12 protein-coding genes and 4 pseudogenes are annotated in these 20371 nt (G+C 66.1%); 5 read left to right on the plus strand and 11 right to left on the minus strand.

Features of this window, described 5'->3' with window-relative positions; genetic code table 11:
• Window positions 1–276: 276 nt before the first annotated feature.
• Window positions 277–897, minus strand: a complete 621-nt coding sequence (locus ACIP4X_RS30000; RefSeq protein ID WP_391455172.1) for an NUDIX domain-containing protein — start codon at window positions 895–897, stop codon at window positions 277–279.
• 610 nt (window positions 898–1507) lie between these two features.
• On the opposite strand from ACIP4X_RS30000, the gene ACIP4X_RS30005 reads away from it, so the two are divergent.
• Entirely contained in the window at window positions 1508–1891 is a 384-nt protein-coding gene (locus ACIP4X_RS30005; RefSeq protein WP_391455174.1) for a hypothetical protein, read from the plus strand.
• Between the two features lie 130 nt (window positions 1892–2021).
• On the opposite strand, the gene ACIP4X_RS30010 is transcribed toward ACIP4X_RS30005, so the two are convergent.
• From ACIP4X_RS30010 to ACIP4X_RS30040, 7 genes and pseudogenes are all read right to left on the minus strand, one after another.
• On the minus strand, window positions 2022–3194 hold the full coding sequence (locus ACIP4X_RS30010) for a restriction endonuclease (RefSeq protein WP_391455176.1): 1173 nt from the start codon (window positions 3192–3194) through the stop codon (window positions 2022–2024).
• Window positions 3195–3576: 382 nt separating this feature from the next.
• Window positions 3577–4065 (minus strand): annotated as a pseudogene (locus ACIP4X_RS30015) (transposase).
• Window positions 4062–4271: an integrase core domain-containing protein gene (locus tag ACIP4X_RS30020; protein WP_391455178.1), complete on the minus strand. Its 210-nt coding sequence runs from the start codon at window positions 4269–4271 to the stop codon at window positions 4062–4064. The pseudogene ACIP4X_RS30015 and the gene ACIP4X_RS30020 overlap by 4 nt, the downstream one beginning before the upstream one ends.
• 7 nt (window positions 4272–4278) lie before the next feature.
• On the minus strand, window positions 4279–4947 hold the full coding sequence (locus ACIP4X_RS30025) for an IS3 family transposase (RefSeq protein WP_391455180.1): 669 nt from the start codon (window positions 4945–4947) through the stop codon (window positions 4279–4281).
• Between the two features lie 127 nt (window positions 4948–5074).
• A pseudogene (locus ACIP4X_RS30030) lies at window positions 5075–5254 on the minus strand (transposase); the annotation flags it as partial.
• An 81-nt stretch (window positions 5255–5335) separates the two neighbouring features.
• Window positions 5336–5467: pseudogene (locus ACIP4X_RS30035) on the minus strand (transposase); the annotation flags it as partial.
• A 102-nt stretch (window positions 5468–5569) separates the two neighbouring features.
• The gene (locus ACIP4X_RS30040; protein WP_391455182.1) at window positions 5570–6286 is read right to left on the minus strand and encodes a DUF4839 domain-containing protein; all 717 of its coding nucleotides are present in this window, start codon (window positions 6284–6286) and stop codon (window positions 5570–5572) included.
• Between the two features lie 681 nt (window positions 6287–6967).
• Between ACIP4X_RS30040 and ACIP4X_RS30045 the strand changes: the two genes are divergently transcribed.
• Together ACIP4X_RS30045 and ACIP4X_RS30050 are read left to right on the plus strand one after the other, a co-directional pair.
• Window positions 6968–9601: a UvrD-helicase domain-containing protein gene (locus ACIP4X_RS30045; RefSeq protein WP_391455186.1), complete on the plus strand. Its 2634-nt coding sequence runs from the start codon at window positions 6968–6970 to the stop codon at window positions 9599–9601.
• Window positions 9602–10682: 1081 nt separating this feature from the next.
• Window positions 10683–10958 (plus strand): helix-turn-helix domain-containing protein, encoded by a 276-nt coding sequence (locus ACIP4X_RS30050; protein WP_391455188.1) that lies wholly within the window; start codon window positions 10683–10685, stop codon window positions 10956–10958.
• Window positions 10959–11486: 528 nt separating this feature from the next.
• On the opposite strand, the gene ACIP4X_RS30055 is transcribed toward ACIP4X_RS30050, so the two are convergent.
• A complete protein-coding gene (locus tag ACIP4X_RS30055) occupies window positions 11487–12503 on the minus strand; it encodes an IS110 family transposase (RefSeq protein WP_391455191.1) in 1017 nt (338 codons plus the stop codon).
• Window positions 12504–13007: 504 nt separating this feature from the next.
• On the opposite strand from ACIP4X_RS30055, the gene ACIP4X_RS30060 reads away from it, so the two are divergent.
• Entirely contained in the window at window positions 13008–18011 is a 5004-nt protein-coding gene (locus tag ACIP4X_RS30060) for a hypothetical protein (protein ID WP_391455193.1), read from the plus strand.
• Window positions 18012–18130: 119 nt separating this feature from the next.
• Window positions 18131–18337, plus strand: a complete 207-nt coding sequence (locus ACIP4X_RS30065) for a hypothetical protein (RefSeq protein ID WP_358782623.1) — start codon at window positions 18131–18133, stop codon at window positions 18335–18337.
• A 217-nt stretch (window positions 18338–18554) separates the two neighbouring features.
• On the opposite strand, the pseudogene ACIP4X_RS30070 reads toward ACIP4X_RS30065, so the two are convergent.
• Both ACIP4X_RS30070 and ACIP4X_RS30075 read right to left on the minus strand, forming a co-directional pair.
• Window positions 18555–18914: pseudogene (locus tag ACIP4X_RS30070) on the minus strand (transposase family protein); the annotation flags it as partial.
• A gap of 356 nt (window positions 18915–19270) precedes the next feature.
• A complete protein-coding gene (locus ACIP4X_RS30075) occupies window positions 19271–20371 on the minus strand; it encodes an HNH endonuclease (protein WP_391455284.1) in 1101 nt (366 codons plus the stop codon).

Genomic DNA, 20371 nt, shown 5'->3' on the forward strand with positions numbered 1-20371 from the left:
CCCGCGTACGAGCTGGAGGAGAAACTCGTGAATCTCCACCGCTCCATGCGCCCCAAGCCCCGGTTCGTCTGGGACTCCGACGCGTGCGCCGACGTCGAGCGCGAGTGATGTGACCTGGGCGAGCACATGGAGTTCAGCACGTGGTGGGACCAGGTGACCCGGTACACCTGGCGGAGCACCACTTCCGGCTCCGCTCCGTCCCCCCTCTCGCGGCTCGGATAGCTTCTACGGCTCCGGCAGCTACATGCCCGACGACTTCGGACCCCATTCCTGGCGTCAGGCAGACCGGAACGGGTCCCCGACGCGCCCGACGCGCGCTGCGCGCCCTCCCATGCCGGGTCCTCCTCGTAGATGGGGGTTGAGACTGGTGAGCTCGCATGTTGAGGTGTCGCGTATGCGGCGTGCGTGTTCGGCGACTGATTTCTGACTGTCGCCGGTAACGGTGGTCCAGCGCGGGTCGATGCGGCCCAACCAGGCCTCCTGGCCGTCTGCCAGTGGCTGCTTCAGAGGAAGTGGGAGGAACCGGCAAGCGAAGATGAGACCGGCGTCGTCTCCGTCGCCGTGGACGTGGTGCTCCCAGGCATTGGGGGTGTCTGCGGGCACCTGGAGGTAGAAGAAGCTGGTTCGTCGTGGCTGTCCCGTGTCGGGGTGAGGCTTGTCCTCCACGGCGATCTGCCGGAGCACGGTGGCTGTCTGCAGACCGGTCTCCTCGGTGACCTCTCGAAGGACCGCTTCTTCGAGTTCTTCCCCTAGGTTGACTCCTCCCGCAGGAACTTGGGTGCCAGCTTCCGGCATACCGATGTGGTCGAACGTCAGGAGCTCGGGAACGACGCGGTGCCGGATCACGTATGCGGCGACACGGATTCTGGGTCGGGTCATCCCGATATTGTCAGTCATCGGCGCCCTTCATGATCACCGGGAGCGTATCGGCTCCAGTTCCGCCGGCTTGAGTGACCAGCCGATGGCAGGGTCCCTCGCACCCGCTGGGCGTGCTCTCCGGCTCCAGGGCGATACTCACTGCGGCGGCACGTGATCGACGGCGGGCGGCACCAACGCAACGCCAGCAGCGCCGGAGGCGGCATGTGCTAAATCCAGCTAGCCAGAGACGATTCGGACCCGTGCGGGTCTTCCGTGCGGGTGTGCTCGTCTGACAGGCTCTCTTCGTTTTCGTCTGCTGCGCACTGCTGGAGCGTTTATGAAGAGCCCCTATGGATCTGTGTTCAATCTCTTTGGAAACACGTTCGGCAAGTGTTCCGGCTGTCAAGGCGAGCATCCACTCTGGCCTGCACGTAAGTATCACCTCGACTGGAATGCCACGGGTCACGACCCAGACGCTGTCAGGGCAGCTCTGGAGGTCTTGGCAGCTGCCGCGGACGGATCGCCTGAGTGTAACGTTCCGCTCCTCACGGTCCAGGTGTGGGCCGTCTACCAGACGATGACTGACATGCGTATGGGACCGATAGCTCGGCGGTCGTACCGCAAGCGGCGTGAGAGCGGGAAAGATTCAATGCTCGCGCAGGAGACCATATTGTTTGCTTTCTTCGCGATGACGCTGCAATGGTCGTTCCAGTACGCAGAGCGTTTGGGTAAACGTCCGGACGAGGTGTTGGAGTACATTACGGACATAGCAAATGCGACCGCAGCGTCCCTCCCGGATCTTCACCGGAAAGCTGCTGAATCAATGCTAGTAGCCGCGGTGCAAAATGCCTCCGAGCACGGTGAGGGGCTTGACGGCCTGGTCTCTGCTCTAGGGCTCAGTTGCCGGATGTTGGAGAAACTGTCACTGCGCTTGCCTGGCGACCGCAACAGTAACCAAGTCGGCATCCTGCTGGCGGCGGGAAACTACGCACTGTGCGCTGGCGCGCTTCTCTCCAGACTCGACGAGACCTGACCGCTTACCTTTCCAACTCCGGGGGGATGACTGAGACTGCGAGCAGACGGCACAAGCGCGAGTATGCTCAATCTTAACCACTGCGGCGAGGTGGCAGCAGCCGCGTGCGGGACGGCGTGGGGGCTGCCTGTCAGGGGCGCATTCCCAACTTGAGGGACGCTTCTCGGGCCTTCTCGTCGGCCATTGCCACGAGCCTCCTCCGCATGCCGTGGGTTTGGAAGTCCGCCTGCGACTTGCGAAGGAGGCTCGTGGCCTGTTCCGCTAGCTTGTGTGCCGTCTCCAGAGCCTTAATGGTGTCCTTGGTGTATCGGTTGGACGGCAGAGCCCGACGTTCATTCGTGCGTGCAAGAATGCGGCGGATCTGTTTGTGCACGGTCTCTCGTTGGGCCGCTAGGTCGGCCGCGCGCTGGAGAGTGCGCGTGTCGGGCGCTGAGCTCCACCCGGACGTGGCGCCTAGACGAGCCGACAGGTTTCGGGCCGTCGTGTTCAGCGGAAGGATATCGCCGGATGGCAAGATGGAGAACAATGCAATGTCTCTCTCTTCGGCGAATTCGCACGCTTTGTCCGTGTAGCCGCCAGATGAATAGAAGAGTAGGTGCTGGCCCAAATCCGCTACTCCCCGTAGTTCTCTCACCGGGCCGACGCTGATCGGCTGGCTGTGGTGCTTTACCTGTGCGACGGCGTGGTCGGCGATAACGTCAATACCCCCGTCAGCACCAGCGGCTGTCGTCCGGGCATCAAAGAAGCCCATACTGCGCATATGGTCGACGGCAGCGAGTTCGGCGTCCTGCCAGGTCTGGATGCTTCTTGGCCGGAATCCGCTTTCTTGTACGCGCATCGGCTCCGCGGGCGGAGGAAGGCGTGTCCGCATGCTTCCCGTCGATTCTTCTCCAGGAGTCGCAGACTCGTCGCTGTGCGGTCCATGCATGTGAATAGTTGGGGCGTCGCCGTCTCCCTTCGAGGTGGCGTCTATCAGCGTGCGAGCCACACGGGCGGACAAGGACTTGAGTTCAATCGGACCTTCGGGACCAGCCAGGACGACCGTCTCCGCAAGATTCCCGTGACGCCCAAGAAGCAGAAGAGGGCGTCGTAGTTCCAGGTGTGTCATCTTGAAGGTGCCTCGCCACAGGAAGAGTCGCTGGCGGGTCAGCGCGCCCTGGTACCGGAGCGTGGTGAAGAGAAGATCGACCTGCTCGCCGGGCGCCAAGTACGTAAGCAACTGGTCGCCCTGCGGCGATTTGGCCAGCCAACCGCTGCCGGAGAGTGCAACAGACGTACGAGGGTCGTGACGGAGACTGTTCACGAAATCATTCTGGCATCAACACTCCACGCTAGTAAGCCATTTGTCGGGACACTGATCGGTTCCACCGAAGTGGTCCACCTCGGACGGCCCGCAGGCGGCCCCGTATCACTACGCAAGTTTCATAGGTGGTGAGGTCACAGGCGGCCCATCCAAACCCGTGTGGCATCCGGTCCAGGACCCCCGCAGCACCGTCAGCTGGAGCCACTCCCCGAGCCTGGACACGCCCCACGTAGCCACTGCCCACCACGGTGCAGCGGCACCACACCGGCAGCCCCCAGCACCCCGACCATGAGCCCGACCGCAGCAGATCACGGCGTTGCGCAGCAAGTTGAGCCCTCCAGTGCCGGTTACTGAGGTTGAACTCGTGATGTCGTGCCGTTGCTCAGGCGGGTGTGATGGGCAGCCCAGTTTCGGCGAGGCAGCCGTCTATGAGGTCGCTGCGCTTCTGGATGTGCCGTAAGCCGCGTCGGATGCGCTGGACGAGGTGTTCAGGGGTGCCGAAGGCGACGTTGGAGAGCCAGCCGCGCCGCAGGAGCGACCAGATCCCTTCGACGGGGTTGAGATCGGGTGCGTAGGGCGGCAGGTAGTAGATGGTCAGCCAGTCCCGGGAGGCGGCAACTCCTGTAGGCCGCCGGCGTTGTGGACGTTGAGCCCAGATGAGCACCATCGGGCCGCCGAGCTGTTAGTGTGCGGCGATCAGCTGGTCCCGGTAGTCGCGCCAGGAGAAGCTTTTGCGGCCGTCGCGGCGTCCGTCGTCCCGGCGCGGCCTGTAGATCAGCCGGGACCGGTGGCCAGGTTTGTAGCAGGTCAGCGACGCGATGGGTACCCTGAGCTGCCCCGAGTTTCGTGGAGTCCGGTGATCTTGTCTCAGGCGGAATGCGGGGCGGCTTCCTGTTGTCGCCACCAGTCGCGTTCGTACTCGGCGAGCGGTACATAGTCGAGGGCGGAGTGGAGTCGTTCCTCGTTGTACCAGGTGACCCACTGGAAGATCGCCCGCTCGACCTGGTCGACGTCCCTCCAGGGGCCCTGCATCTCGATCAGCTCGGCTGTGAAGGTGCCGTTCAGGGCCTCGGCCATCGCGTTGTCATAGCTGTCGAGCGACCAAGCCGACCGAGGCCGAAGCCCCGATGTCGGACAGCCTCTCGGTATGCCGAATTGATACGTATCGCGACCCACGGACGCTGTGATGAATGAGACCGGAGTCCTTCTTGATCCGGCGTCTCCACAACGCCATCTCCAGGGCATCCAACGGCAGTTCGGTCCGCATGTGGTTCGCGACCTGCCAGCCGACGATCATCCGCGAGTACACGTCCAGGACGAACGCCACGTACGCCCAGCCGGACCAGGTGCGCACATACGTCATGTCCGCCACCCACAGCTGATCCGGCCGCGAGGCGGTGAAGTCGCGGTCGACCAGGTCGGGCGGGCGGTGCGCCGACGGCTCCGACACGGTGGTCCGCCGCCGCTGCCCGCGGATGACGCCCTCCAGGCCCAGCTCGCCCATCAGCCGCTCGACGGTACAGCGGGCCACGACGACGCCCTTGCGCCGCAGGGCGCGGGTGATCCACCGGGCCCCATAGGTGCCGCCCGACTCGGCGTGAACCTGCTCGATCAGCCGCATGAGCTGCTCGTCCCGCAGCCGGCGCGCGGACTTCGGCCGCTTCTTGCGGGCGTGGTAGGCGGACTCGGACCAGTCGAGCACCCGGCATACGGGCCCGACCCCGAAGCCGTCTTCCTTCAGGCTGTCGATCACCTGATCGGCCTCGTCCAGGGACGGTCGAGGCCCTGGGCAAAAAGCGCACTCGCCGCTTTGAGATCTCGTTCGCCCGCCTCAACGCCCCTACCCTTTTGCGAAGTTGCTTCAACTCCTCGTGCTCCGCGGTGGTGAGCCGGTCATCGCGTTCCCCGGCGTCCGCCTCGGCCTGGCGGACCCAGCCGCGCAGGGCCTCCTTATGAACGCCCAGGTCCTTGGCGACATGGGCGATCGGACGGCCGGTGGTGCGGACCTCGCGGACAGCCCGCTCACGGAGCTCGTCCGGGTACTTACGTGGTGCTGGCACTGCTCGTGGTTCTCCTTCGCGCCAGGATCATAAGCCTGGCTTCAGGGACTCCACGAAACCGGGGTCAGCTCAGTCCCGCAGTACCCACTCACGCAGAGTGGCCCGGTTGATGCCCAGGTCAGCGGCGATGCTCTTGTACGTCGCCCCGGGCGTGGACTCGTACAAGGCCACGGCATCGGCCTTGAACTCGTCCGAGTAGTCCTTCATCGCCATCGGCGGTGTCTCGCTTCCTCCGGATCAAGCAGATCCAGTATCAGCGTGTCCACCACTCAGGGGGAGGCTCCCCCTCCATGACGGGGAGGCTGCCCAGTTCGGCTACCGCGTCTCCGTCGAGACCGGGGCAAGGCGGAAGACGCACTGGACCGTGTTGAACTCAACCACCTCGGCGACGAAGCGGAACTTGTCGCCAACTGCAACGGTGGCAGGGACCTGCTTGCCGGTCAGGTGCAGGTTGCCGGTGTTGACGTCCTCGTACTTGAAGTTCGGGCCGTCCGTCGTCTGCGGTCCCTTGTCGCCCGGGCCGAGAAGGAAGTCGTAGCGGGTCCGGTCATCCCCGTAGGACGCCATGTGCCTGATTGACCCGTCGAAGGCGACCACCTGCCCCTCGTGCTTGGTTGCGAAGTTCACGTTCGCCTCGTCGCACGGGTCCGCCTTCAACAACGCTGCGAACTCCGGATTGTTCTGCGCCGTGATCACCTCAGCGGCAGTCTGCTCGTCTGCGGTCGGCGTAGCGGAAGGCTTCTCGCTCGTAGCCGTCGAACTGGCTGCCGCGTCCTTCTCCTCGTCGCCGTCGCTGAGCGCAACGCCGGTGCCGATGATGGCGGCCAAGACCACGAGGACGGCAGCACCCGCCCCGATCAGACGCCACGGCAGGGGCTTCTTCGGCCGACGGAAGTTGAGGGTGGTGCGAAGTCTGCCCGGGAGCTGTTCCACGAGCTCCCAACCGTCCTTCTGCATCTTCGAGATCACCAAACCGTCGGTCCCCCGAACCGTCTGCAGGGTCTTGTACTCGTACTTGATCTCATCGGCCATGCGGCTCCCCGCCCCCTGAAACGAACTGGTCATATCAACTGGGCGCGAGCATAGGTGACTCCGCGAGAAGCCCGGCATCACGAACTGGCGGCTCATCACCGAGACCTGTCGCGACAAACTCGACCAGGAGCAGCGAAACGCCCTCCGACAGCTGGGCCTCGACTGGGCGGGACCGGCACCGGCCGCCCAGGCCGCCCCGGACCAACCCGCCCCCTTCCGCGCCCTGAAGCGTCGGCAGGGGGCGTCATGGGTTCATGATGCATCGACGCCGACATCGCCTACGGGCAACTCCTGCGCCGTATGACCAGCGAGTCACCGGACATACGGTACGTACTGATCGCGCCGACCTCCTCGGTCAAGGCCGCGGAGCGCGTCCCGGCGCATGTTAGACGTCTGCTGCGCGTCGACCTCTACGAGGTGACAGACGACAATCTGGTGCGTCAACTGCCGCAATAACCAGCCCCGTGCCGTCTCGTGAGCAGTTGAGACTGCGGCGATGGTGGATTCGGTGCTGCAGACCCGGCCATGCCGTCGAGCCCGTCACCTCAGGGCACCGCCGCATCATCCATGTAGCGATTACGCATCGAAATTGTGGCGTAGGTGTGATGAGCTGTGGTTTTCAGCAAAATCGATGCCAAGTGGTTCGCTGAGGTGCGGATCAGGGGGACGGGAGCGGCGTGCATGGCGGGTACCCGGCGTCGTGCGGTCATCGCGCAGGAACAGAGGGGCGTGGACTACGCGTACGCGTGCCTCGAGCAGCGGCAGTCACAGGACGCGGCGACCGCTGCCGTCTACCACGCGCACAACGAAATGCCGGCACCGGGCGCGTCAGGCGGACAAGCCAATGCCCGGGCACGAGGCGGTGAGCCGCTGGTGATCATGCGGGTCAGCGTTCGCGGCGGCGAGTCGTTCCTCATCGGGCGACAGCCTGTGTGGAACGACGAACGCGACCTGGTGGTCGTCTCATCCGCTGCGCAGCAGGCCATCGAGTGGCGATTGGCGACCAAGGAAGATCCCGGCGACCTGCTGCTGCGGCGAAAACTGGCCTTCCAGCGCCGCAAGCCGCAGACCGTGACCGACTACCTCGACCAGCTCGTACTGCGCCAGTACGACGTCGATCTGGACGATGGAGCGGCGACCGAGGAACCCGCACAAGTCGACGTGTCGGACGTCCCGGCCGAGGAAGGACCGGGTTCCGCAGCCGGAGCGTACCCGGAGGAGGGTGCCGCGGCTCCGTCCCTGGAGGCGCTGCTCCTGGACGACCTGGACCTGCCTCGCGACGGGGCCATGCGGGACATCGTAGACACGGTGCAGCGCGAGCAACTGCTGCTGGTGGCCCATCAACGGCCCGGCGCTCTGGTCATCCAGGGCGGCCCGGGGACCGGCAAGACCGCAGTGGGCCTCTACCGCGTGATGTGGCTCCTGGACAACCAGCACTGCTCGGCCCAGGACGTCCTCGTCGTGGGGCCGCACCAGGGCTTCCTCGCTTATGCCGGACAGGTCCTGCCGGCACTCGGCGGAGGAGACGTCACCACCCTCACCCTCGACCGCCTCCTGGCCGGCGACCGTCCCACATCCGCGACGGGCACCGACTCCCCCGAGGCGGCCTTCCTCAAAGGTGACGACCGGATGGCTGACGTGCTGCGGCGGGCCGCGGAGGCGCACTGCCGACCCCACCGTGCCCGCGTCTCGCCGCTGCTGACGGCCGGTGAGGACGACGAGGCGATCTTCCGCTTCGTATGTAACGGCCGCACCTACGAAGCCGACGCCGATGCCCTGCTCGCCATCGCCCGCGAGGCGCTGCGTGAGTCCGGCCCCTTCAACGTGCGCCAGGCCAACTTCCGTCTTCGCCTGGCGGGCAAACTCCTTCTCTCCGTTCCCGGCGCCACACCGGAGAACATCCTGTCGAGCCAGGAGGTCGCCGCCTTCATCCAACGCGTTTGGCCTCGGCTGAACCCTACAGACGTGTACACGCGCCTCCTGGACAGCCCCAAGACGCTGGAAGCGGCAGCAACACTGCTCACTGCCGACGAGCGGTCCGCGCTGCGGCGATCGAAGCCCGGCAAGGCCGTGTGGACCGCCGCTGATCTTGTGTGCCTGGACGAGCTGGAATGGCTGCTCAACGGCTCGCACCAACGGCGTACCTACGCCCACATCGTCGTCGACGAGGCCCAGGACCTGACCCCGATGGAGGCACGAGCCCTGGCACGCCGATGCCCTTCGGGCTCCATGACTATCCTCGGCGACCTGGCCCAGGCCACTGGACCGCACGAGTATCACTCCTGGCGCGAGCTGGCAGGACTGCTGACCGGAGGCTCGGCGTGGACGGTCGAGGTCCTCCAGGCCGGCTTCCGGCTCCCGCCCGAGGCTGCGGAGTTCGTCGAACCTCTGGCCCGGGCTGCCGCACCCCGCGTGCCCGTCGCCCGATCCGTCCGGCCGGCCCGCGGGCACGCGGTGCACGTGCAGGGAGCAAGCAGCCTGGAACACTTGATAGAAGCTGTCGCCGGACGCGTCACAGAGCTCACCTCAGCACGGGACGGGCGGTCCACAGCAGTCATCGTCCCGGCCGATCAGACCCTTCAAGACAGGCTCCGCACCGAACTCGGCACCATCCACGGCAGCACCGTACCGATCCTCCAGCCACACGAAGCCAAAGGCATCGAGTTCGACCACGTCGTAGTCGTGGAGCCCACCGCCATCGCGGGTGAAACACAGTCGGGAATGCGTGGCCTGTATGTCGCTCTGACGCGCTGCACGCAGTCGCTCAGCATCGTCCACCACGCCGCGTTGCCTGCGCCCATCGACGGGGACGCGACCTCGGCACCACCCTCTACGTCCCAGGAGACCCTTTCCACCGTGTCCTCGGCATCGACTACCGCTTCATCTCCCGCACCCTCCCCAAACTTCGAGGGCTTTCTGCAGACCGCAGTGGCGTCCGACAGGCAGCAGCCCATCCACGAACGACTCCGTCACCGGCTCCTGGCACAGCTCTGGGAAACCGGAGCCCCAGAGGACGGAAACATCGCGGACATCATCCAGTCCGGTGAGAGCGGCACTCTTCTCTTCGAGGTGCTGCACTCCGAGGAGCCCACCTACTCCGATCTCCGCGCAGCAGCCACGCGTACCGCCGAGATCCGCTTCGCCCTCGGCCGCCCCATTGACCGGATCTTCCTCGTCTGCGCTGCTGAGCCGTCCGAGCCCTGGGCGGTCTCCACCATTGAAGCCGTGTTCGGGGTCTCGGTGATCTGGTGGGAGAACGGGGCATGGCACGGAGCCGACGTGGATACCGCGATGCCGCCGTCGAGCAGCACGTGAGCGCGAGCCCTTGCTCAGGGCAAGGTCTCGGGAGCAGGGGACCGCAATCGACATCAATCTGGTGCTGATTGCCGAACTCTTGGCGCGTTTGTACATCCGGGCGATCTGCACCGGTCCATGGACTGAGTTGGCCTGGGCACGCGCCCGCCCGCTCAGCACCGCCCGGGCCGCGTTCTGGGCGTCGAGCGGGTCCGACTTGCCGCGCCGGCGACGGTCGGTCCGGTCCGGACGGTTCACGTCGAACACTTCCACGCCCTGGGCCAGCAGGTAGCGGGACAGGGCCGCCCCGAAGGAGCCGGAGTCCCGATCCGCCCTCCCCCACCCCGGGGACGTGACGGGGCCACTGGGCGCGCCAATCCGCGTTGCGTTCCTCCCTGGCGGATTTCTTCTTGAACCGTTCCGGGTTCGATAGGGACTCCTCCGGAGTGCCCCGGCACATTGCGCAGATGCGCGGCGTTGACCAGCCAGCAGGTCAGCCAGCCCTCCAGCGCCGTGAACACCGGCTTCCAGTAGACCCCGGGATGGCGGGTGATCCTGCAGACCTTTCCACAAACGGCATCCGAACCTGCAGCCCAGGGCCCTGTCGCATCAGGTCAGTCTTCGTCGCCTCCCGCGATCGTAGGCATGTGATGGATGTCGTCCAGAGCGTCCTCCCCCCACGCACCATCGCTCGTGACAGCCGGTGCCCAAACCATGTCGGCGACGGCTCACCCGTCGACGACAAACCACTCGCTGTTCGTCATAACCGCTGTTCACCCACCCTCTTCGAGGTGTCAGCCACATCACAGAGGAGAGTCATCGGAAACAGGTGCGGCTCGCAATTCGTCTCTGGTGACTGCTGCCCTTCGTCGCAGTGCTGAGAAATGGCGTCATGTCCTGGACGCTGACCGCTCCTCCCCTGCATCGTTCGTCACGCCGTCAGAGAGGGCTCTCTACGAACGGGCGGTGCAACATAGCCCCGAATCGCCGGTTGGCCAAACCGGCAATAGCGCGGAGTATTGATGGTCCCCCCGATCACCTGCGCGTGCGACGTCCATAGGCCCGGCACGGGGTACCCGCCGCCAAGACGAAAGAACCCGGAATGCACACAAAGATCGACGAGACTCTGGGTCCTCGCTATAGCCCTGCTCACATCCGCGCCACCTGGCACGGAACGGGGAGCGTGGAGGACGCCTCAAGGGCGCTTGGATTCTCACGAGCGAAGGGATACGACCTAATCCGCAGCGGGCAGTTTCCGTGCCGTGTGCTACGCATCGGCCGTAACACGCGTGTAGTCACGGCGTCCCTGCTCCGTGTGCTCGAAAGCGGAGATCCGGAGTACAACGATGCCCGCATCGGATGCCGCCCGACGTCCTAGGCCAGTTACGACGAGGCCCCGCCGGACTCCCGGCGGGGCCTCGTCGTCTCACGCACGCCCTCACACTGCCTCTATTTCGGGGGCTGGGTCATTCGTCCCCCAACTCGCTACTCCCGAGCACGCAGGGTAAAACCTTTCGCGATCTTCCGTCGACGGTTTGGGCACCGCCTCCTGACAGCGCTCTGAAGGCCCACTGGCCTGTCGAGGGACTAGATTCGTTCGCTGAGGCAAAGCAATTCCGCGAGCTGGGAGCGAACGACGTGCCGTGGGGTCGCCTGGGCCTCGTTACGACCCGCACCCTGGCCCCCAGTGCTCCGGAGCGGGGAGTCCGCGTACGTCGGTTCCTGTGCCGGACGCCGCACCACGTCATAGCCCGCTCCGTGCAGAAGCCGCGCGGGGTGGTTCCCGACGGGGCTCGGCCTTATCACCCGCTATCACAGACGCCCCTATAACGCAGGGGTGCGGGAAACCGGTCTGACCAGGTTGAAGACCTCGCGGGCCGCATATCGCTTGAGGCATCGGACGATCTCACGTCGGGTCTTGCCCTCCTGCGTGCGGCGTTCGTATTACGCCCTGGGTGCGCGGATCGTGGCGCAGCCGGGTGAAGACGATGCGGTGCAGAGCGGCGTTGGCCTGCCGGTCGCCGCCGTAGTTGAGCCGGCGCGTGCACCGACGGCCCGACGAATACTCGATGGGGCTGACTCCGCAAAGGGCAGCAAAGGACGCCTCGGTGTTCAGCCGCTCGGGGTTGTCCCCCATGGTGATCAGGAGAGTGACGGCGCTGTCCGGACCGATGCCCACCGGTACGAGCAGCTGTGGGGCGTGACGTTCGACGAGCCGGGTCAGGCGTTGGTTCAGCTCATTGATCTGTCCGGTGAGCTGTTCGATGCGTTCGGCGAGCATGCGCAACGTCATGTGGGTGGCCTGGGCCACCGCGTCCTCGTCTCCCCCACCATCGGGCGGGCTGAGGGTCGCGCAGGTGCGGAACAGCTCGGCATTGCCCAAGCTCGACAACCGCTCGCGCAGGGCGGGGTCGGCGATGACCAGGACGGCCTTGAGCTGGTTGATCGCCTGGGTACGGGCCTTGACCGCGGAGTCCTTGGCGAGTTTGTAGATCCGGGCGCTGTGCACGGGTCCGTCGCCGGATTTGGCCTGGGCTCGGGCGCGACCGCTGAGCACGGCTCGCGCTGCGGCCTGCGCATCGAGCGGGTCCGACTTGCCGAGCAACCGGCGGGCCGACCGGTCGGGCCGGTTCACTTCGAACACCTGGATCTGCTGGGTCACCAGGTAGCGGGACAGGCCCGCGCCGAAGGTGCCGGTGCCCTCCACGCCGGCCCGGCGCACCGTCCCCCGCTTGCGGGCCCACACGAGCAGCTGCCGATAGCCGGCCGCCGTGGCCGGAAACGACTCGTTACCCAGGACCTTCCCCAGCGGGGAGATCACGGCGGCGACATGCATCTCGCCGTGCGTGTCCACGCCCAGTACGACCTCTCTCCGCACGGGCGGGTCCGTGTTCGAGGAGGTGCTGCGCTGTCTGGTCGTCATGGTGGTTCGCCTCCCGCGTGGTGACGTGCTGGGTGGATGGCACCGGCCCGCATGGGCGGTCTGAACCGTGATGGCGCCTGAACTCGGCAAGGCCCCTATTGGGACACGCCCTGTGGCTCGGTGGCAGGCAGCATCCCGCAACGACAGTCGACAGGTCTGTGACTGGACACTTCGGTCATAGATCTCACGAGTCAGACCTCCGCCTGGGACGGCACTGCACAACCGTCCCATCGATCCCGGTACAGCGGCATGACTCGATCACTGCCGGATGACTTCGACCGAACCGATGCTCAACATGACTGAGCGCGCTGACAAGGCGTTGACTACCGCCCACTCCTGACCGATATTTCATGGCCGGCAGCGCCCAGGTCAGCACCGGCTACAACGGAATTCCTACGCCTGATCCGGTCCATCGACCCAGGGAAACTTGGTGTGTCAGCGCAGCCCTCTACGCTGGGATCCGACACGCGCGCAGTGGGGCGGCAGAACGGTCAGAGGACAGCAGTGGCATCGAACGACAGCAGGGCACACAACTGGCAGAGCATCCGTGAATGGGACGGAAGCCAGCATCGCGCGTTCGAGGAACTCTGCTTCCAGCTCCGCACGCCGGCGCCTCCGCGCTGGGAGACGATCAAGACTGCTGCTCCGGACGGCGGCGTCGAGTGGTATGACCAGGCGCCCGACGGCAGCGCTGCGCACGGATACCAGGTCAAGTTCGTCCACAACATCGACGATCTCATCCCTCAGGCGAAGAAAAGCGCCAAGACAGTCGGTGAGAACATCGCGAACCGGAAGATTGTCCGGCTTGAGTTCCTCGCCCCCTTCGACCTCTCCGACCCCACCCCTGTCACCCCGCGCGGGAACGCGCGTACCGGTGCGAGGGAGCGGTGGAACAACAACGTCGCCCAGTGGAAGAAGGACCTGCCCGGTCTTGCTGGCGTGGACATCCGCTACGTCGGTGGCGGTGAGCTGTTGGAGCGGCTGACCCGCCCTGGAAATGAGGGACGTCAGTGGTTCTTCTTCGAGCGGCGGGCGCTGGGCAGCGAGTGGTTCAGGGAACAGGTCACGCTTGCTGAGCGTCTGGCCGAGGCACGGTACACACCCGAGCATCATGTGACATTGCCCCTTGCGCGCGTGGCGGACGCGTGCGCCCTGCCGCAGGAGTTTTTGCGGCAGGGCGTCCAGCGATCCCGGGATCTGCAGGCCGCTGTGGTGACACTCCTTTCCGAGATGACGCGCTGGCACGACAGCTATCCCGCGCCGGACAGCAGCCCCGACCATCAGGCGCTGTCACGGTGGGTGCACGCGTGGACGCCCGCATTGCGGGAAGGCGTCAACGCCTTGGTCCACGACCTGTCGACTGCATCCGCGACGTCCGGTTTCCCTGCCGAGCAGAGCTCTGCTGTGGCGGAGGACATGCTGGAGCGGCTGGGTGAGTTCAAGGACCTGGCTGGCCGGTTCGCGGAGAAAGAGCGTGAAAGCGACGACGCCACATCTGCCACCGGACGGGGCGCAAAGGCTCCAGTGACCGCGGTGCAGAGCGCGCAATGGGTGTGCGAGCGCGCTCTGGCTCGTGCCCTCGACGCCTGCGAGCGCCTGGTCGGCTTGTTGCGGAGTCCCGCTGCCCAGGCAGCGGAGAAGAAGACCTGGCTGCTCCTGGGAGAGGCGGGGCAGGGCAAGACGCATTTGCTGGTCGACGCCGCGCGACGGGCCGTAGACGAGGGCCGTCCGGCGCTGGTGGTGTTGGGGCAGGAGCTCACCGGGCACAACGCGTTGAGTGAGATCGCGCAGAAGCGTGGCCTGGGGCCGCTTGCCGAGCGAGACCTCCTGCAGGCGATGGACGCCGCTGGCGCGGCCAGCGGCTGCCGCTTCCTGTTGATCATCGATGCACTCAATGACTCCGACGATGCCGGGAATTGGAAGAGCGAACTGCTCGCGCTACAGGTGCGTCTGGCCGGGTACCGGCACATCGCTTTGTTGGTGTCCTGCCGCTCGACCTTCAAGTCGATCGTCGTGCCTGATCGTTTCGATGGGCCGGCCTCCGCGCACCCCGGCTTTGCAGGACGGGAGATGGAAGGGCTGGAGAGCTACTTGAGGGGTGTGGCGGCGGTTCTTCCCAACACTCCCCTGCTGGCCTCGGTCTTCACCAACCCTTTGTTCGTAAAGCTGTACGCGGACAGTCTGAGCAAGAGCCTGAAGCGTGGCGGCTCGGGCGGCCATCCGCGTGACCGGAGCGCGGTGTTCGACGCCTATGTCGACCACCGTGCGGAGACCATCTGCTCCCGGCTCGGACTCGATCCTCTGGAGCGGCCCGTGCACCGTGCAGTGGACGCCCTGGCGTCGCGCATGGCCGCCGCACGGCGTTCCGTGCTGCCGCGTGAGGAAGCCCGCGCTCTTGTCGACGCGTACGCTCCGGCGGCCACAACGTGGCCGGACACGATGCTCGGGCAGCTCCTCGCCCAGGGCCTGGTGTCCAACGAGCGGACCTACAAGACCGACCAGGCAACCGGTATCGGTTTCCCCTACCAGGCGTTCGGCGACGACCGCGTTGTACGGTCGGTCTTCGCTGCCCACCAGGACGAGATCGACGCGCTACGCGAAGGACAACCACTGACCGCCGATTCCGCGCTGCGAAGCTGGCTGAGGCAGGCTGCCCCGAACTACCAGGAAGCAGCGTCGATTCTCCTGCCCGAACAAACCGGGACGGAACTCATCGACCTGCTGGCCGCCTCTCCCACATCTGCAGAGGCCACAGCTGGCCCCGGCAGACGCGCGGACGCACGAGGCTACCGGCTGGCCCGCAGCTTTCTGGAAACGCTTCCGCTGCGCAGCACACGCAGCGTCAACGAACGCACCATCGAGCTCCTCAACGAGACCGCCGCACGCCACGGACGCAATTCCGACGTGCTAGAGGCCGCGGTAGCGGTCACCGCCGAGCCGGGGCATCTGCTGAACGCCGACCGTCTCCACCGGGTGCTGCTGCGAAAACCGCGGCCCGAGCGCGACGCGTGGTGGGGCGTAGAGACCTACTCCTTGCTGTGGGACGTCACGGCACTGCACCGGCTGCTGCGCTGGGCCGAGCAGTACCCCACCCCGCGCCATCTCCACCCTGCATCCCTCACGGTCCGGCCTCGGCTCGGGGACCGGACCCGCCGACCGGTGCAGACGGCCGGAGTCGACCACGAGGAAGTCGTCCGGCTGGCCGCCACGACACTGGTGTGGACCCTCACGTCCTCCAACCGGTTCCTGCGCGACCGGGCCACCAAGGCCCTGGTGCAGCTGCTTCTGGGGCACGGAGACGTTCTCGTCTCCCTCCTGGACAGATTCCTCCACGAGGACGCGGAGAAGATCGATGATCCCTACCTCTTCGAGCGTCTGGTGTGGGTTGCTTATGGAGTCCTGGCCCGTCGCAGCGAGGACGACGGCAAGCACGACCTCCTCGGGACAGTCGCCCGGCGGCTCCTCACGTACTCCTACGGCGCGGTTGATTCGCCCGCGCACGCCTCACGGAACGGGCTGCTGTGCGAAGCGGCTACACGCGTTGTCACCTTGGCGCACCGTGCTGGAGCCGTCACCGGCGAGGAAGCAAACGCGGTCAGGCATCCACACGCCTGCCCTCCGATCGGGCAGGCTCCTGCGGAGGAGGACCTCGACGTGCTCTTCCCGCGGCGGGAGCAGAACAAGTCGCTGTGGGGATCGCTCCGCTCGTCCCTTTCACCCCTGGGAGACTTTGCGGACTACCAGGTCCGGCCAGCCGTGCGTCACTTCAGTTTGCTGCCGCTGTCGACCGATTATCCCCGTCGGCCGGCGTGGCAGCGCGCCGACGATCCTGTCGTAGTCGACCCCGCCCGTATTCCGGCCTTCGCGCAAAGCCTTCCGGAGTCCGTCCGGCCCGCCTTGAGCACACCGGCTGCCGTTGAACAACTCCTCACCGGGAGGAAGGCGAGGGACGTCCTCGACCCGGACCAGTACGCGCTGCTGCGGGCCTGCCGAGTGCCCCCGGCCGACGACGAACGCCTCGCCGCTGCCCACGTCGACGCACAGTGGGCCGCACGCTGGGTCCTCGCCCGCGTCGCCGGCCTGGGCTGGACACCTGAACTCTTCGCCGAATTCGACAACATGCGTTCCCGCCACTCTGGCTCCCGCCAGTCACACAAGGGCGAACGGATCGGCAAGAAGTACCAGTGGATGGCCCTCCACGAGCTCGTGGAACGCCTGGCGAACCACCGGCACCCCCACCGGCAGACCGAGCACGACGCCGCCGAATACCCCGGAGCGGCACGACTGTCGCTGCTCGACATCGACCCCTCCCTTCCTCCGGCCCGACACCCCTTCTCCGACACCGACGACGACAACAGTCCAGACGAAGCCGACCACGCCACTTTCGCGACCGCCGACCCCGCACACCCGCTGGCACCACCTGTCCCCGACCTGCCCGACGACGAGGGCGTCGACGAATGGATCTGCCGTCCGGACAACCTGCCCGACCTCGACGAACTGGGCATCCGCACCGACAGCGACGGCAGGCAGTGGATCGTCCTTTACGAACAGGCCATGGACGACCACGACGGCCGAGGATGGAACGTCACCCGTGGCCAGGGAGAGCAATGGCACCGCATCCACAGCTGGCTCGTGCCTGCCCCCCAACTCACCAGCCTGCTCACATGGCTTAAGGGACGTTCGTTCACAAACCGGCTGATGCCCGAAGGGCCCGATCGCCACAGCCTTCTCCTGGCCGACTTCCCCACCGTCCCCAGCCCCTGGACCGATCCGGAACCCGAGTCCTGGCATGTGAGTACCTTTCAGTACGACGAATCCGATCACGGTGAGGACGACTCCCCTGTCCCAGAGGACGATGATCTCTCCTCTCCGGAGCCAGCCCCTGGGCCACCGGCATCGGAGAGGAGCGTCGCCATCGCCATCTGGCGGGAGCGCAGGGAGAAGCGTCGGGAAGAGCTGCTCCTGGAGCTCGCAGAGCAGTGGGCGGACGGTCCGATGGAAGATGACGAGGACGACTGGCTGGAGCGCACCCTCGCCGCACAGCCGCAGGGCCGGATGGTGTTCGCCACAGACCCCGATGGGGAACCCGTCACCGCTATTCCGACCGACCAGACCTACAACTGGAATGGTCAGAGCCTGGACTGCTCCCTCGACGCATCCGTCTCCGTGACGCTGCTCAGTGACCCACTCCTGAGAGACAGCAGGCTGCGGCGCGACCCGGACCGCCCCTTCTGGTACGACACCGACCGGCAACTGCAGGTGCAGTACCTGACATGGGACCGCCCGAGCGGCAGGGCTTACAGTCTCCTCGCGTCCAGAGAGTGGCTCGAGCACCGCCTCGAGCGCAGCGGCCATTGCCTGGTCCAGGACATGACCGGTGAACGGCAGCCTGTGACCGCCGAGCACCCCCGTGTCTGGAGAGAGTTCGGCCAGAGCGCTGGCCGCACGGCACAGGGCCCAGGCAAGGTTGGGACCATCGTGACCGAAGTCAAGAGAAGCATCCGGTAGCAGGCCGTCGCCGGACTTGGCCCCGGGCCGGGTCATTCGTCCTCTTCCCTGCGGCCGGGCACAATGCCACTGACATCAAGGAGGCAAGCACCTGTTCGACATCGCCGTAGGCTCATGACATGAAATCCGTCATCACGGCCATCGACGAGGTGTCGCCGGACAACCAGCTCAGGTGCAGCATGCACACCCGACCGAGTCCTCACTGCAGCGGCCCGGTCGTTGCCGTGGTGACGTTCGACGACGCGGGCGGCAAGGACAACCACTGGAACGTATGCCGCTGGTGGCTCACCAACCATCCCGACGCGGTCGCCTTCCAAGGCCAGTGACCGGCTAACAGAACGCCACTGAGCTTGCTGCCTGGCTCGTTCGCCGGTGATCTCCATTGGAAGAATGTGCCTACCGGCCGCCGTGCCTCGGTCTTCACCCTCACCGCCGCCGGGCGCGAACAGTTCGCCACCTGGACATCCGCCCAAGGTGTCCGGTAGACGCGGCGCTCACCGCCCTCGGCCAGGATTCCCGCACCGCCATCGCGAACGCACCAAAAGAGAGCCACAGGAGCCAGCTGCCCGGATCGGTGACCACCTGCACGTTCACGCCGTGTCGGCGGTGCTTGTGGGAGTCGGCGCGTCCGTCGCCGCCGCGGTCGCACTCAGCAAGCCTGCCGTCGAGCAGGAGGAAGTCCGGGTCTGCCTCGCGCAGGGTTTTGAGCAGGCCGGGCGCTCGTTCGGCGAGCAGGCCGACGATCGCGGTGGTGTAAGCCTGGGCGGTGGACTCGCTGATTCCGAACCCGGCGGCAATCTTCGCCCGGGTGGTGTGCTCACGCAGGTACACCACTGCCACCAGCGCACGTTGGGACGGACGGGGCTTGCAGCAGCGGTCGCCCTCACGGGTGACCACGAGCATCGTGACCCACTCCACGAGTGCATTCGGCAGGTCGAGTCCGCAGGTGGGGTTTCCTCGTTTGTGGACGTCTCTTGAGGATCGGATCGTGGGGTCCGAGATGGAGGTGTCGCCATGGCTGCACAGCGGTATTTCGGAGGAGTTCAAGCGGTCGCTCTGGTGGAGTCCACGGGCTGCTCGATCAACTCGGGTAGCCTGAGCTTGGTTGCATAGTTCGCAGATGTCCAAATAGCGGAGCAAAGCCCACCACGTACTGAACCCGATCACTGCAACAACACCTCAACCCGGATAGGGCTGCCGCTCAGGATCGCACAGCGAACATGGGCCGCGTCGTCGTCCTCACCGCCGGCACCCATGTCTCACGCTGGTGCGGGTGGCGGAAAGTGCGTGGCGCGGAACTCGGCGAGGGTCTGCTCCACACCGGCGATGGTCAGACGCCAGAAATCCCAGCCGTCGATCTTGTTGCTGCCGGTCGCGGCCCTGGCGGCGGTGGTCGGGGTACGCCAGGGGCGGCCCAGGACGTTGATCTGGCCCTCGTGGTTCAGGACTGCCTGGTGGACCTTCTTCTCGTGCCGGCCGGTGAGGGTGATGCCGGCCTTCAGGTCGTCCGGGTCCAGATGTTGCAGCAGGTCTTGCAGGTCGACTCGGGAGCGTGCCGGGTCGACGGCGGGTGTGGGCGTCGTTGCGGTGGTGGGCGCGGCGGCGGGCCGGTCGCAGGCGCGATGCAGGGCCAGGGCCATGGCGGCTGCCGAGCTGTATGGCGCCTTGGGTCCCACTTTGTCGTCGATCAGCTGCTGGATGTCGGTCTTGTCACCGTAGCGGGCGAGCACGCCGACCTCCCGCATGAGGCGGCTGCGGAGCGGGACGAGGTGGGAGTCGTTAAGCGCGAGGATCCGTATGGTTTCGTCGGCGCGGCACAGGCCGCGTTTCGTTTCGGCCAGCGAGTAGGGGGTGTTGCTGCGCCGGGCGTAGCCGGCGCTGTCGAAGCCGAGCAGGTCGGGGTCGCTGTGGTGGGCTGGGTCCAGGAGCAGCGGTTGTTCGCGGTCCAGGTCGTCGGCTGCCGTGCGGGCGCGGGTTCCGCCTATGAGGGGGAACTGGCTGCCCTTGGCGCGGCCTTCCCGGACGCCGTTGTAGCGGGCTCCGCCGCTGTTGCAGTGTCTGCAGGCGATGCGGTAGTTCGACATGTCGTAGGCCAGCCACCAGTAACCCGGGTGGCCGGGCACGTCGAGTACTTCGGATTTCGGCCGGTAGTGGTCGACGGTGATGTCCGCGCGCACGATGAGGGTCTCGCAGTACCAGCACTTGTCGCCGACGAGTTCGAGGAGCAGGTTGCGTACGGCGTCCTCGGTCCAGTGCATGGTGAATGTGCGCTTGGTGCCGGCGGCGACGGCGGCTCTGACCGCGTCGAGGCTGCGTTTGGCCTTGGTTGCCCAGGCCGGCGGGGCGGTGAGCCCTTGCAT

Origin of the sequence: Streptomyces sp. NPDC088817 (assembly GCF_044750345.1) — a bacterium.
Taxonomy (GTDB): domain Bacteria; phylum Actinomycetota; class Actinomycetes; order Streptomycetales; family Streptomycetaceae; genus Streptomyces.